Origin of the sequence: Virgibacillus xinjiangensis (genome assembly GCF_042643145.1) — a bacterium.
Taxonomy (GTDB): domain Bacteria; phylum Bacillota; class Bacilli; order Bacillales; family Amphibacillaceae; genus Virgibacillus_O; species Virgibacillus_O xinjiangensis.
In genome coordinates this window covers 1-13,960 of sequence record NZ_JBHRSA010000005.1, presented here as the reverse complement: position 1 = coordinate 13,960, position 13,960 = coordinate 1, and the positions used below count along the sequence as shown (strand labels likewise).

14 protein-coding genes and 1 pseudogene are annotated in these 13,960 nt (G+C 45.2%); 3 read left to right on the top strand and 12 right to left on the bottom strand.

Translation table 11 applies throughout. The annotated features are described in order from the left end of the window. Window positions 1-196: 196 nt before the first annotated feature. Window positions 197-1,690, bottom strand: a complete 1,494-nt coding sequence (gene rlmD / locus ACFOGI_RS02825; protein WP_390268114.1) for a 23S rRNA (uracil(1939)-C(5))-methyltransferase RlmD — start codon at window positions 1,688-1,690, stop codon at window positions 197-199. 660 nt (window positions 1,691-2,350) lie between these two features. On the opposite strand from rlmD, the gene ACFOGI_RS02820 reads away from it, so the two are divergent. Together ACFOGI_RS02820 and ACFOGI_RS02815 are read left to right on the top strand one after the other, a co-directional pair. After that, window positions 2,351-2,620 carry a hypothetical protein gene (locus ACFOGI_RS02820; protein WP_390268111.1) on the top strand — a complete coding sequence of 90 codons (270 nt, stop codon included), beginning with the start codon at window positions 2,351-2,353 and terminating at the stop codon, window positions 2,618-2,620. A gap of 323 nt (window positions 2,621-2,943) precedes the next feature. After that, window positions 2,944-3,639 (top strand): YetF domain-containing protein, encoded by a 696-nt coding sequence (locus tag ACFOGI_RS02815; protein WP_390268108.1) that lies wholly within the window; start codon window positions 2,944-2,946, stop codon window positions 3,637-3,639. 107 nt (window positions 3,640-3,746) lie between these two features. On the opposite strand, the gene ACFOGI_RS02810 is transcribed toward ACFOGI_RS02815, so the two are convergent. The 10 genes and pseudogenes from ACFOGI_RS02810 to ACFOGI_RS02765 form a co-directional block, all read right to left on the bottom strand. Then, window positions 3,747-4,058, bottom strand: coding sequence for a DUF4396 domain-containing protein (locus ACFOGI_RS02810; protein ID WP_390268105.1), 312 nt, complete (start codon window positions 4,056-4,058; stop codon window positions 3,747-3,749). A 215-nt stretch (window positions 4,059-4,273) separates the two neighbouring features. Further along, the gene (locus ACFOGI_RS02805; protein ID WP_390268102.1) at window positions 4,274-4,792 is read right to left on the bottom strand and encodes a hypothetical protein; all 519 of its coding nucleotides are present in this window, start codon (window positions 4,790-4,792) and stop codon (window positions 4,274-4,276) included. 313 nt (window positions 4,793-5,105) lie between these two features. Next, window positions 5,106-6,194, bottom strand: coding sequence for a DUF4236 domain-containing protein (locus ACFOGI_RS02800; RefSeq protein ID WP_390268099.1), 1,089 nt, complete (start codon window positions 6,192-6,194; stop codon window positions 5,106-5,108). A gap of 205 nt (window positions 6,195-6,399) precedes the next feature. Further along, window positions 6,400-6,966, bottom strand: a complete 567-nt coding sequence (locus ACFOGI_RS02795) for a DUF4256 domain-containing protein (RefSeq protein ID WP_390268097.1) — start codon at window positions 6,964-6,966, stop codon at window positions 6,400-6,402. Window positions 6,967-7,020: 54 nt separating this feature from the next. Further along, window positions 7,021-8,412, bottom strand: coding sequence for an MFS transporter (locus tag ACFOGI_RS02790; RefSeq protein ID WP_390268094.1), 1,392 nt, complete (start codon window positions 8,410-8,412; stop codon window positions 7,021-7,023). A gap of 252 nt (window positions 8,413-8,664) precedes the next feature. Continuing rightward, window positions 8,665-8,967, bottom strand: coding sequence for a hypothetical protein (locus ACFOGI_RS02785; RefSeq protein ID WP_390268091.1), 303 nt, complete (start codon window positions 8,965-8,967; stop codon window positions 8,665-8,667). Between the two features lie 30 nt (window positions 8,968-8,997). Then, window positions 8,998-9,141, bottom strand: a pseudogene (locus ACFOGI_RS02780) (histidine phosphatase family protein); the annotation flags it as partial. 201 nt (window positions 9,142-9,342) lie between these two features. Next, entirely contained in the window at window positions 9,343-10,542 is a 1,200-nt protein-coding gene (gene chrA, locus ACFOGI_RS02775; protein ID WP_390268088.1) for a chromate efflux transporter, read from the bottom strand. A 15-nt stretch (window positions 10,543-10,557) separates the two neighbouring features. Next, window positions 10,558-10,863, bottom strand: coding sequence for a PadR family transcriptional regulator (locus ACFOGI_RS02770; RefSeq protein ID WP_390268085.1), 306 nt, complete (start codon window positions 10,861-10,863; stop codon window positions 10,558-10,560). Between the two features lie 265 nt (window positions 10,864-11,128). Next, the gene (locus ACFOGI_RS02765; protein WP_390268082.1) at window positions 11,129-11,605 is read right to left on the bottom strand and encodes a GNAT family N-acetyltransferase; all 477 of its coding nucleotides are present in this window, start codon (window positions 11,603-11,605) and stop codon (window positions 11,129-11,131) included. 202 nt (window positions 11,606-11,807) lie between these two features. Between ACFOGI_RS02765 and ACFOGI_RS02760 the strand changes: the two genes are divergently transcribed. Beyond that, window positions 11,808-12,254 (top strand): DUF6376 family protein, encoded by a 447-nt coding sequence (locus ACFOGI_RS02760; protein WP_390268079.1) that lies wholly within the window; start codon window positions 11,808-11,810, stop codon window positions 12,252-12,254. Window positions 12,255-12,422: 168 nt separating this feature from the next. Here the strand turns inward: ACFOGI_RS02760 and ACFOGI_RS02755 are convergent, their stop codons facing one another. Continuing rightward, on the bottom strand, window positions 12,423-13,346 hold the full coding sequence (locus tag ACFOGI_RS02755; RefSeq protein WP_390268197.1) for an AEC family transporter: 924 nt from the start codon (window positions 13,344-13,346) through the stop codon (window positions 12,423-12,425). Between the last annotated feature and the right edge of the window lie 614 nt (window positions 13,347-13,960).

Below are 13,960 nucleotides of genomic sequence, written 5' to 3'. Positions count from 1 at the left end.
TAAAAAGGAGCAAGCTGAAAGCTACACTCCAAGATAACGATTTCCCCAAAGAAATTGAAAAAGCGAGAAAATTACTCCATCGCTTCTTTCCATTCGAGGAGGTAACGAACGAAATGTTACATTACCTCGTTGAACAGATTGATGTGAAAAAGGATGGTACACCAATCATTAAGTACAGGTATTCAATCCTTTTCGATTAATTCTTATCACGTAAAACTATCTGTGACACGCATTCCACATGTACCGTCTGCGGAAACATATCCACTGGCTGAATATCTTTAACCTCATATCCATTTTGAACTAAATATTTCATATCCCGGGCCTGTGTCACAGGATTACATGACACGTATACAACGCGCTTTGGCTTAAGCTTTACTACACTAGACAAGAAAGCTTCATCACTCCCGGCTCGTGGCGGATCCATAATTACTACATCCGCTTTTTGACCACGTGCTGCCATCTCCACCATGAATTTCCCAGCATCTCCTTGATAGAAACGAGCATTTTTCACGCCATTGCACTTTGAATTATGGATTGCGTCTCGGACAGCATCTTTATTCAACTCTACCCCAATAACCTTGCCAGCTTTTTGGCTTGCAATCAGACCGATCGTCCCGATTCCGCAGTACGCATCGATTACGGTTTCCTTTCCAGTTAACTGGGCCATTTCAATAGCCGTTGAATACAACTTTTCCGTCTGGACTGGATTAATCTGATAAAAGGATTTCGCGGAAATGTCAAACTTCATTCCACAAAGGGTATCTGTTATCGTTCCTTTACCAAACAACACTTTTTCCTGATTACCTAGAACCATGCTCGTATCTCGATTATTCACGTTCATGAGGATGGTCGTAATCTCTGGGTGAGCCTTCCTAAGAGCTTTCACGAAATTATTTTTACCTTTAAAGATAGGTGAAGCTACAACCAGCACCACCATGATCTCACCACTAACCTTGCCGACCTTCACCAGTACGTGACGCAGAAAGCCTCGTCCAGTATCTTCATTGAATGGTTGCATTTTAAAAGACTTCATCATGTCCTTAATAGTTTTCCAGATTTCGTCCGCTTTTGGATCGTGAATGAGACACCGATCCATGGAAATAAGCTGATGACTGTTCTGGGCGTATAGCCCACCAATAATCTGCCGTTCCCTATTCAAACCAAATGTTGTATGGCTCTTGTTCCGGTAATCATACGGATGATCCATGGTTAAGATGGGGTCCGGTTTACCGAATGGTTTCATCAACTTATTTATCGTATCCTGCTTGAAACGCTTTTGAGCCTGTTCGTTCATATGCTGCAGCTGACATCCCCCGCAATCATAATAGTACGAGCATATTGGCCTAACCCTGTCTTTAGACGGGGTTATTATCCGCTTCAATTCCGAATTAACATATCGCCCACTTGTTGACATAGTAATCTCAGCTGTTTCACCTGGCAAAAGATGTTCTATCTCCAGCTGCTTACCTTCCCATTGGACAATTCCTTTCCCCTCATTGGATAGGCCTGTGCAGGTCACCTCTAAGGTTTCCTTTTTCTTATTACCCCGATGCTTATTTATCGTCGAGTGCTTACCTTGTATTTTGTTGCCCTTTTGAGTAGCCAGCGCTGAGCGCTTTTTCCCATATGGTTTATTTGATTGATTACGTTTCTTTTGCGTTTTATACCCAAAGTTATTACGTTTATTCATAGGCACTTCCTATCTAATTTTCTTTGCTTTCTCATTATATACTTCCCAAAGACACTAGTAAAACCCACTATGAAAAAGACTGCCACCAAATATTGGGTGGGACCGTCCTCTATTAGATATTCCTCCATACATGAATGCAATTCCTCCAAGGCACAATAATATGATTGCTACATAAAAGTACAACTAGAGAAATTCTTGTCCAATTAACGGGTAGCTTTAACACAATAGGAAGATCGTTAATACGACGGTCTTTATTTAGCAAACGGGTCGCTGCTAACACGGTGTATTTGGCATTTAATTCGTGTGTGGATGGCAGGTTAACGCTTCTGAAAACTGGCTGTAATGTTAAAATCTTAAAGTCATCGCCTCATCTAAATTAACAAGTGTCTGCTTTCCTCCATAAAATATCCAAGAGGATTGCTTCTCATGGCAAAATGAGAGCAATATTTTAGTTTCCCCTCATTATCCCCACACGATATACACGGAACTAATCGCCTCTTCATACCATAGAAAGAATGCACAGATGCAGGCATATCCCCCAAGATCAATTGGCACTAGATTACGTATTGAGTATATCTTCATCTATGATATTCCGCTTTTCCATACAGTGGATATTCTTTATTTAGCCATAAGCCATTATTTCGAATGGAGGGTTATTAGATGCCAAACGACAATTTTAATCTGATGAGTTCTAATACAAATAAAGGTAGTAATGCCTCTTCAAATAATGAATTAACTACTGCAAAACTAGCTATACTCGGGGGATTACTATCTACATTAGGGGATGCCATTTCGACATACGCAGCGGTCCTTGCTCTAGAGGAACTGCAGAAAACAAAAAGTGAAAGTAACAAAAACGACGATAAAATAAGTGAATTAGAAAAACAGGTCAAATACTTAACAGAAGAAATCAACCAGCAAAAAAGATGAGGTATGATCGTTTCTAAAAAAAGCACTGCTTCGTACTTTAAGGCTGAAGCAGTGGCATTATCCACCCTCTTTATGGATGTGATCCATTGGATAGATTCCGTATCGGCTTTTATGTCGGATTATTTAACATCCATTTGTCATTTCAGAGTCGGAAAAGTATTTATCCCCCATGATTCCACCAACATTATTCCGTACTTTTAGTAACCTCTCTTCATATGTCTTCATTCACTTCCTCCCAAATATACTCGATAAAGGAAAGGTATATAAGCTTTCCGAAAAGGCAAGAACTTTTAAAAACAATTCAATGGAGGAGTATAAACTACATGACAATACTAGAACTGCTGCTTCGAATTCTGCTTGCTTTCGTCACCTTGCTGATTTTGACCAGACTGATGGGAAGAAAAGAAATCTCGCAAATGACCTTCTTCAATTTCGTTTCCGGTATAGCCATTGGCACCATCGGGGCCTCACTTGCAATTGACTCCAGCCTAAGTGTACGAAACGGATTGATTGCCCTTGCCGGTTGGAGTGCCATTACAATCATCCTCGGCTTCATAGATATTAATTCGAAAAAGGCGCGCGTAGCCATTGAAGGACAACCTCGGATAGTCATTAAACAAGGACAGATCATGGAGGACGAGCTGCAGAACGTCCGCCTGGATGTGGATGCTTTGACAGCTTTATTAAGACAGAAGAATATCTTTTCCCTTGCTGAAGTGGAGACCGCCATTTTTGAAACCAGCGGCAAACTGTCTGTCGAGAAAAAACAACCATACCAATCTGCCACTAAATCCGATATGGCGATTCCAGCAGCGCCTTCTCTATATCCTTCTTCCACAGAGGTCATCTCTGACGGCAGAGTCATCCGTTCCAATTTGGAAAAGTTGAATCTCAATCAGGATTGGCTGGAGGAGCAATTGAAAGTATCTGGTGTCCAATCCATTTCAGACGTCTTCTATGCCGAGGTGCAAAAAGATGGCACCCTGCATATTGATAACAAATCAGATTCTGTGCATTAACTTTAGAACTCGTACTGGGAATCTGGGATTGTTGGTTCCAACAGCCGACACACCTTGGATTACCATCAGATGGAGACCAATATATGGTTAATGTAAAAAGAAGGCTCCTATTGATGCTGGGAACCTCCTTTACATTTCTTCTTTAATACCTTTTTTAAGTTCTTAATTACACCAGCATCCTTATTCATTGGATAGATGGCAAAAAACTGAAATAAAATCCCGAATAGGTACGCCAGGGTAAATTGTACTGCATAATGCGCAAATAAAGTGGTGCCTAGAATGGTTAAGCCTGCTAGCGAAACAATCGGTACACCGAATGCATCACCTAGTGTGCATCCTGAAGAACAATGACTTGTTGAAAAATAGACCCTTTTAAGAAAACCACGGGTGTCCTCCGCTTCCGAATCTTTCGCCTTCAAACGGCCCCACTTGAAATAGGTCCAAGCCGCAACAAAACCCCTTCCGATAAAGAAGGGGTTAAATATTACACTGTCGGGTAACTGGCAGGTAGCTGGAAATTGAAAAAAGCAAAGTGGAAGTCACGGAGCCAAGCTTAATGATTAACTTCTCCCAATCTCTTTCTCTCGGAGAACCGATCGGGACTGTTTATGTAGTCGTGAATGACACGTAAGCTTTACAGGTTAAACATGTTTTTAAATGTTTGAAAAGTTTCTATCTGCTCTTGTGGCGAACTCTCCGGAGCTGTATCTTTGAGGAATTTATTTGTTAATGCAATATACCGATCGAGGACCATCATTTGCTGTAGCGCCATATGAATATGAATATTACGGACATTTTCAGCTTTCATCCTTAATCCTGAATTGAAATTTTTATTAGCCATCGTTTGAGCAGAAGTCTTAAGCTCTATTAGAATATTCTCCCGGCTCATACCTAAAGAGATATGTTGACAGTTTAACTGGACAGGTTCCCATTTGTGTAAGTCACTGATTCCGACGGTTTTATTATGAGCCGGATTCATAAGAGCAACCATGACTTTTACATGATTTTGCATAATCATGTATTGCTCTGTCGCTATCTGCTTGATCTCTGGGTCTTGAATGCTACAGATATACGAGGATAATTTATCCATTTCAGCTTTATGAACAGGCAAGTGTTCAGCCATTAAACTTAAGTCTATCATTTTTAGAATCATAACCGTCATCCCTCCCATCTTTCATTATATTCCTTGGAATTAGAATAATGATGGAAAAAATAAGCGGATGAACGGAAAAATAATAACAGATGGTACGATACCTTCAGTTTTTAATGTCAAAGCTTGATCATCCTTTTCCACACAATAAAAAGAAGCAAACGAATGGATATGCTGATTCGTTTGCTAAAACACTTGTTATTTTTAATTTTCTACTTCTGAACGGAGCCACTTACGTTTTGCACTCCTCCATTTTATCGATCATACGCAGCCAATCCGAACATTTATGAAAAACGATGACTCTCACATGAAAACCTCACTCGTTTGCCACCAATGGATCGACAAAGGCAAATCCCTTTGTTTTCCTGAACTTCATGTTGTGTTCGAAGTTGACCAGTGAATCAGAACAGTCGATGCGGTCCAAATTCAGCTCGTTCAATGTCTCCCGGTCAATCCGCGCCGACAGTACGGTGCCTTCTACATCTTTGCCAATACTGGAGTCGAATATTTCGCCGATGGCATGGATATAGACATGTTCCACCGGCAGCAAGGCAAAGAGCTCCCTTGCAATTCTCAATACGCAGCTGGCGACATAATCTTGATAAAGGGCATAGAAATTTGTTTTCGTCATTTTCTTCCGGGAAACTTTCCCCGTTTTGGTCAGGGAAAGCTCTTTTTCTGGAATGACCTTCTCGGAATGGACGTACAGACGGAATTCCACCGTATTTGCATGTGGGAATTCATAGTCGAAGTCACTTCCCAAATCTTTCATATCCTCAAATGGCGCCAGATCGTCCAATACGGTTTGATAAGCGTTGACGTCCCCTGCGATCACCTGTTCACCCAGCTGTTTCAGTTTTTCCCAGTTTTCACGTAATTGATGATCTTCTTCTGCCGCCTGTTTTATTTCTTCTCTCAACACGTTCTTGCGGGCTTCTGTCCGTCTGAACAGCTTTTCCAGAAATGTAGGTTGATAGTTCTCTAGATTTCCGATTGCTTCCTGTTCATTGGGTCCCACTTCCCCGTCGGCAAATGGTGGGGTTGCGATGATATGATGCCAATCGAAATCCTCTGTCGCCTCTTTATGCATCGAGGTCAAATATTCCAAATGGTCCTCAAACGCCTGCACTTCATTTTGTGCCAACTCCAGCTGCTGTTCTTTTTCCAGCTGCTTCTGCCGTTGTTGCTCTGTATATGCGGAACTCCTTGTCGATGTTTTCGAAGCTCCTAATTTTTGATTATAATATATACCTGTCCCCGGTACGGACACTCTCGCTCTGGATCCACTGGGCCCTGCACTTACTCTTGCGCCCTTGGTCCCAGCACTGAGCCCCACACCTTTTTTGCTGAAATTCATCCTTACTCCGCCGCCAAGATTCACACTTTTACGGAAGCCAAATCCCACGTTATTACTCTCCTCTTTCCTTTGAATAAGCTAATCATTTGGGTAACATTTCAAGTCGATTATACCATATCCGGAATTGGCTTTGTTCCCCGTTTTATAGGGATGCCCAGTACTTTTTCAAGCGATTCATCTGTACAAAAAACCTCCATATCATTTGCGATACGGAGGTTTTTCAGATGATATGCTGTTTCCCATCGCCAAAGGCTCACACCCTCAGCGATCCACGGAATCCCCTGGCACTATAGTAGGATTCCGCTCCATTATGGTACAAAAAGACCGTGTCATAGCGGCGATCACAAAAGAGGGCACCACCAAGTTTCCGGATATTAGCAGGTGTCTGCACCCAGCTCGATGTCTTCTTGTCAAACTCGCCAAGCTGCTGCAGCTTGCGGTATTGTTCCTCGGTCAACAGCTCGACGCCCATGGATGTCGCCATGTCTTCTGCATTGTTTTCCGGTTTGTTCTTCTTCCTCGACTCCTGTGCCTGCCGGTCATAGCAAACCTTGCGGCGACCTTTAGGGCTTTCCGCACAACAATCATAAAAAATATAGGCACCGGCCTGTTCGTCATACCCGACAACATCCGGTTCCCCGCCAGTTTCTTCCATATTATAAAGTGATGCCATTTTTTCCGGAGCCGCTTCAAGCTTGGCCTGTACTTTCTCCCATTCCAGCCCCTCATGCCTGTCCATGTTTTTCTCAAACCGGGCCTTCAGCGTCTGGATCAGTTCTTCCCGTTGTTCGGTTGTCAGTTCCTTCGTCATCTCTGTCATATCATTTCCTCCCGTTTTCGTTCTATTGAATAGCTGGTTAGATCATAAAGCGGTTTAATGATGTTGGATAAGTTCGGTCGCTTTTGCCGGTTCAGGTTTGATTGCTGTATACATCATACCCAGTAGCACAACGATAATACCTGCCACCGTCATGACCATGATCAAGGTGGTGAAGTGCTCGGGATTGAACTGTGGGCCGAATATCAGGCCAAGGGATACGGCAGCAAGAATCGAGCCGAAATGCCGGCATGTTTGATACAATCCTGTCGACACTCCCACAATCTCGGCCGGGCTTGCTTCAAGCATGGCCGCTTGCAAGGTGACATTGCCAAAACTGCATCCCGCTGCAATCAGCGAGATGATCAGCACGGTGACGAGAAGCGGTGCATGACCAAAGAATATCCACAGTAATAGGGCACCGAGGACGATCAATGAGTTCCCCGTCAAAATCGGGATATTGACACCTGATTTATCAATCCAGCGGCCAATCAGCGGTGCCGTGACGATTCCCATTCCGGTCACCAACAGCATCAGCAAGCCACTGTCCCCTACACTTAAATTCGGGCCGTTTTGAAAATAGCTCGGCAATCCCAAGAATAAGCTGTAATAGATGAAATTCAGGACAATATATTGCAAATACACCAAGGTCAACTTGCGATTCGAACGGAATAATCGAATATCGATGAAAGGAATCCTGGTTCTCAACTCATGCCAGATAAATAATAAGAAGGAGATCACACCGATCATCCCTGCCGCAATATTCACCGTTCGTTCAAGGGATAATAGAAACACAAGAAGACCGACCACCCCGACCGAAAACAAAACGACTCCAACCAGATCCATTTTTCGGATTAATTCCTGCATCGTCAATTTCTTGCGCACTTCATCTTTTGGCAAGACGAACCATCCTAAGAAAAAGCATACCAGAAGAACCGGTATATTGATGAGAAAGATGGCCGGCCAATCTCCCCAGGCGATGAGGAACCCGCCGATTGTAGGCCCGAGTGCTGCCATCGCAGCCATCGTCAACGAAATGAACCCAAGCGCAGATCCTTGCCTTTCCTGAATATGGTCACGGAGCATCCCGATGCCCGCAGGATAAATGGCTCCGCTGCCGATTGCTTGAAATAATCGCATGATGATCAGCACCGCAAACACTGGCGCTAAAGGCGCACCCATCGCCGAGACAGCGACCAATAGGAGTCCTCCCAGAAACATTTTCCTTCTGCCGATCAAATCACCAAGCCTTCCAGCTATGGGCTGCGTTACCGCGCTCGCCAGGTAAAAGGAAGAAATGACCCAAGACACCGTCAGAAAAGACAGGCCAAAATCCTTCTGTATCGCAGGAATCGCCAAGGCGATCATGGAGGAATTAAGCGGATTCAACATCGCTCCTGTTGCCACGGACGATAAAAACAGCCCCCTGCTTTTACGCCAATTTTTCATCTAGACACCTTCTTCTCCCTCAGAGACTACTATTCTATTCATTCTATCAATTTATATTTATTTGTTCAAAATTTTCATATTATTTTTGTGCCGAATGAGATGTTTGCCGTGTGGCTGCTGTAGGAGTGATTGGCGAACATTAGAAGGCCCCCATCGTCATCGATGAGGGCTCAACCTTTATGATCCAGTATTCCTGCTGTTGTTTGATTCTATAGTATGCGTGAGTTTATCGTTTTTCCGTTATAAACTCCATCACCCGCCATCAGCATTCAGTGTACGGAGTTCTTCCAGGCCCAGTCGATCGATCACCTGATAGCCCATCCCCTCCCCATATGGCTGAATGACGACCGTTCCCATATCAGGAATCCTCCCCAATCCCATTCCGGCCGGGAAGCTATGGGCGATGATCACTCGGTTTCCGGTTGGCGGCACTTCCAGCCTGGATTGGAGGCCAGCCAAAATCCGGTCCTGTTCATCCAGGGGCAGTTGGTAGCTTAACCGATAGATGTCCACCCAGAACGGATCCACTTGCACGTTCGATGTCCCGAAAGCCAATCCAGCCGTCTCCACCGTTCTGCAGAAAGGGCTCGCGAGAATGGGATATTCAATAGGGACCCGCAGCCGCCGTAAAGCGTCTCCATAAGCGACTGCCTGCCTTTTCCCTTCCTCAGATAAGTTCCTTTGCGTTCTACAGTCGTAAAAGTCAAGACCGGGCTGGTCTTCCCCGATGATCGCTCTGCATGCCTGGCGTATAAAATCAGCCCGCCATTACGCAGGAGATCCAACGTCGACCTTATGTGAACAGGTGCTGTGCCACTGACATATCGAGGATGCATGACATTCCCCCTCTGCTGTTCCCCTCCGCCACTATATGCCGTTTCTAAAAAATAATGCCCCTATCCTACGATAAGGGCAAACATTTTCATACCGTTAAAAGCCTAAGAAGGTCAGGATATATCCACCGACCACACCCAAAATCACAATCAGCCATGCTGGGACTTTCCAGACATTCAATAGGGCAAACAGGATCAGACCCAAGGCAAAATCCGAACCACTGAGAATGGAGCTCTTGATGACCGGGTCATAGAAAGCGGCCAACAGGATGCCAACGACACTGGCGTTCACTCCCATCAGAATACCTTGGAAGGAAGCGCGCTTGCGCAATTCACTTAGGAAAGGCAATGCGCCGATGATCAGCAGGAAGGATGGCAAGAAAATCGCAATCGTAGCAACTACGGCACCGCCTATCCCATCGATCATCGTTCCGAGGTAACTGGAAAAGGTGAATAATGGACCTGGTACAGCCTGCGCCATCCCGTACCCGGCCAGGAATTCATCCGCAGACAGTAGTCCCTGTGGAACCAGCTCCCTTTCGATCATCGGCAACACAACATGGCCGCCACCGAAGACCAAAGAACCTACCCGGAAGAAGGTATCGAACAGATGGAGCAGCGAATTGTTGACAGCACTAGCAATCATCGGCAGCGAGATCAGGGAGGCCCCGAGGATGGACAGCGAAATGATTCCCGTCCTTTTCGAGATGTTGACAGCGAATGGTTCGATATTCGATTCCGCTCGATCCTGGAACAATTTCAACCCGATCATACCGGCAGCGAGGATGACCAGAATCTGGATCCATGCGGATGGATACAATAACATGATCAATGCGGCTGCAATCGCAATCGCCAGCCTGCTCTTATCCGGCGTCAGCTTCCTGCCCAAGCCGATGAGGGCATGCAAGACAACAGCTGCCGCCACCACTTTCAAGCTATGGATGAACTCCGCGTCACCCAATGTGAAGTTTTGGTACAGCAATGCGAAAATAACGAGGACAATCACGGAAGGAAGCGTGAATCCTAAAAAGGATATGATTCCGCCAAGAATCCCGCCACGCAGGATACCAATGGAAATTCCCACCTGACTGCTGGCCGGCCCCGGAAGGAATTGGCATAACGCAATCAGATCGGCATAGGTCTTATCGGTCAGCCACTTGCGGCGGTCGATATATTCATCCTTGAAGTAGCCAAGGTGTGCGACAGGACCGCCAAATGAGGTCAGTCCAAGCTTCGTGGAAGTTAACAAGATCTCCAACAGGATCTGCAATTTATTTTTCTTCTGGTTTTGACTCAATTCATTCACCCCTTATCAATAAATTTCCTTGAAAAGTTCATAAGCCTTGGCCCGGGCTTCCTGCAGAACAGTATCTCCTTTTTCTGTAATCCGGTAATACTTCCTGATTTTCCCTTCGACATTGACATCCTCCCGCTGCAGCAGTCCATCTTCCTCCATTTGGTGAAGGATGGGATACAGGGTCCCGGCGCTCATATCATAGCCATGCTCATGCAGCTCCTCCAACATCCATGATCCATATATGGCTTCTTCTTTGGCGTGATGCAGAATATGGATATGTATAAAACCTAGAAACAGTTTCCTTAATACTTTATTATTCAAGTCCAAGCCTCCCTTATGAAAAACATCATTATCGAAAACCGATAACAACTTTCGATACCAGAATTATAGAATGGCCGTTTCTTCTGTTCAACAGGAATCGCAAATCTTTACATAGACTTAACAAACGAAAGGGGGAGGTTCTTTTTATACATTTTCATAGGTTGCAGTGATGGGGATCGAGGTGTGGTGAGGCAGGATACTGGGTGGCCGGGAAACCAATGAAAAAGCAGTCCAACCGATCGATGGTTGCACTGCTGGACTTCTTCTATAATTCTTTTATATACCAAGCGTCCATGACGTTATGGTCCGAGCCATCCAGTGGCCTTTCAAGCGGTCGGAAACCTAATTTGCTGTATAGGAGATTGGCCACTTGGAGCTTCTCCAATGTCTCCAAGTAGCAATAGGTATAGTGATTCTTGGCAAAGTCGAGTGCCACAGCCACCAGCTCCCTCGAGAGCCCCATTCCTTGAGCTTCCGGGGTAATGTACAGCTTCTGCAGCTCGCACACACCCGGGTGATCGCCGAACGGTGCAATACCCACTCCGCCTATCACCTCATCCTGTTCATCCATTGCCACCCAATATTTTGCACCGGGCTGTTGGTTGTAAAACTGTGCCAGATTGCTGAGCTGGGGATCAAAATACGCGGTCCCTGGTATATCCAAGCCGAATGATTCCAACGAGCGTTTAATGATTTGCTCGATTGCACGGTTGTCTTTTTCCTCTATTTCTCTAATCTGCATGATTCGTTCCCCCTGTATGTATGATTGAATTATAGGTTCTATTCAACCATAAAAATTAATACCTATCATGTTTTTGTCTATCCATGCGATTGCACTTCGTACCGCGGTTCTGATTGAACAAGAGACATTGCCCAAAAAGGGGGGCTATACATGCATGCTATAATAAAAGGTGTAAGAATACGAGTGATTAGGAGGGTTGTCATTGAAAACAACAGCTATCGCATTTTTGCTGTCCGTCACGGTCTTCCTCGGCGGTTGTTCCATGGTGGAAGGGATCAATAACACCTTGGATTACGCCGATGAGGCTACAGAATATACCAATGAAGTAAGCACGTTTGTAAATGAGGTTCCGTCATTGGCTGAACAGGCTGCAACCGATGAGCAGGCCGCAAAAGAATTAGAAACACGCCTGGAAGATATGAAGCAGAATATAATGGAATTCAACGAGCTGGAAGAACCGTCCATCGGAGCAGACCTCCATCAGGAAGTAGTGGATCGCAACGAGCAAGCACTCGAAGGAATCGATGTGTACTTGAACAACATGGAAAATGGTAAACTGGACCCCTCTGTCATCGAAAATACAGAAATATTCCAAGCGTTAAGGGAAATCACCGATACGATTGATCAGATCAAACAATTAGGCGAGTAAGCTGGTTGCTACGACACTCTTTTAGAAGGGTGTTTTTTTATCGGGGAAATACGATAGGTTCCGAGGAACATGCCCCAATGAAAGTGAAAACCGCCACTGTGAATAATAGAGACCATCTATTCAAAGAATCACCCCATATGAAAATATATTTAGCACATGGGCCAGCATTCAAAACAATTGCATCGACAGATAAATAACTAAAGTCACCGTAATGCTACTGAGGAGGGTGGAGTACAGGACGATTTGGGCATGCAATTCGGGTGCGACCTGGTATTCGAGTGCGAGGGTGGCGGTGTTCCTGGAAGTAGGGAATGAACTCGCAATGAGCAATGACTGTGCAATGACCCCATCAATCCCCAGCATGAAGATGAATAGCAGCGCAAACGCCGGCCCTCCGATCAGCCTCCCCAGCATACTCCAGCCAATAACCCGGTGAAATGATGTGAACCGGATCGCGGCAAGCTGCGCACCTAACAGGAGCAGTGCCAAGGGAGCAAAGCCGGCGGCAAGCTGTTCTAATGGAATGAGGACAAAAGTTGGCAGCGGGATTTGGAAAAACTGAAAGACCATACCCAAGAGCAATGCATGGATAATCGGCAGCCGGAGGAGTGACTTCACTATATCCATGGCCGACTTCGACGCAGATATCAAATTATATAACCCATACGTATAGGTAAGCAAATTTTGAAAGACAAGCATTATGATTTGCACAGAAACACCTAACGGATTCGCACTGAAAATCAACTGGCTGACCGGCAGCCCGTAATTCCCGGAGTTCATCAGGGAAATGCTGTTTTTCAAGGCCGTCCGCTCTTCCCCCTCAAACTTGAGTGCCTTTGATAAAAAAGTACTTAAAAGTATTAAACTTGAGGAAAACAACAGCAAATAGAATACTAACTGACCCAGCAATTGACCATTGAATTCCACCTGGTAAATATTCAAGAAAACAGCCGCTGGCATGAAACAGTACGTGAGGAAAGTTGCGATCGGCCTCAGCTGAAAGTGGAACTTTCTTTGCAGCAGTGCCCCTACGAGCAACAATAGCAAAAGCGGCACGATGACCTCCAAAAAGACAAGACTGATATAGCTCATAAATGACCCCCACTTCCCTAAAGTCGGACAAGATGCTGGCAGTCCATCCCTTTTCTTCTCGCAGACTATATACAGAAATTTATGACTTATCTTCATTGTATAAGAGAGAGGGTTATTAAACAAATTGATTATATTTATTAAAAGTGATAGGTAAAGGTTATATGAAAAAGGATGGTATTGCTGATATGGCCGCTCTCCTGCCGATTTCCGGTGCCTCCCGCTGATAAGCCAGCTCTCCCGCGGATTACATGCGTCTCCTGCTGATATGCCAGCTCTACCGCTGATTTCCGGCGCCTCCTGCTGATATGCCAGCTCTCCCGCCGATTTCCCGCGCCTCCTGCTGATATGCCAGCTCTCCTGCCGATTCCCCGCGCCTCCTGCTGATATCACAGTGCTCCCGCGGTTATCCGGTGCCTCCTGCTGATATCACAGTGCTCCCGCGGATATCCGGTGCCTCCCGCTGATACCGCAGCTCTCCCGCCGATTTCCGGCGCCTCCTGCTGATATCGCAGTTCTCTCGCTGATTTCCTGCGCCTCCTGCTGATACCGATTAAGTCCGTATAATTGTGTAAAAGTGTAAAAAAAAGAATGGATCACATCAATTCTTGGTTACA

Bases quoted from the DNA above. Each gene is read 5' to 3' on its own strand.
- rlmD (WP_390268114.1), bottom strand. From the start codon at position 1,690: ATGAATAAACGTAATAACTTTGGGTATAAAACGCAAAAGAAACGTAAT.
- ACFOGI_RS02820 (WP_390268111.1), top strand. From the start codon at position 2,351: ATGCCAAACGACAATTTTAATCTGATGAGTTCTAATACAAATAAAGGT.
- ACFOGI_RS02815 (WP_390268108.1), top strand. From the start codon at position 2,944: ATGACAATACTAGAACTGCTGCTTCGAATTCTGCTTGCTTTCGTCACC.
- ACFOGI_RS02805 (WP_390268102.1), bottom strand. From the start codon at position 4,792: ATGATTCTAAAAATGATAGACTTAAGTTTAATGGCTGAACACTTGCCT.
- ACFOGI_RS02795 (WP_390268097.1), bottom strand. From the start codon at position 6,966: ATGACAGAGATGACGAAGGAACTGACAACCGAACAACGGGAAGAACTG.
- ACFOGI_RS02790 (WP_390268094.1), bottom strand. From the start codon at position 8,412: ATGAAAAATTGGCGTAAAAGCAGGGGGCTGTTTTTATCGTCCGTGGCA.
- ACFOGI_RS02765 (WP_390268082.1), bottom strand. From the start codon at position 11,605: ATGCAGATTAGAGAAATAGAGGAAAAAGACAACCGTGCAATCGAGCAA.
- ACFOGI_RS02755 (WP_390268197.1), bottom strand. From the start codon at position 13,346: ATGAGCTATATCAGTCTTGTCTTTTTGGAGGTCATCGTGCCGCTTTTG.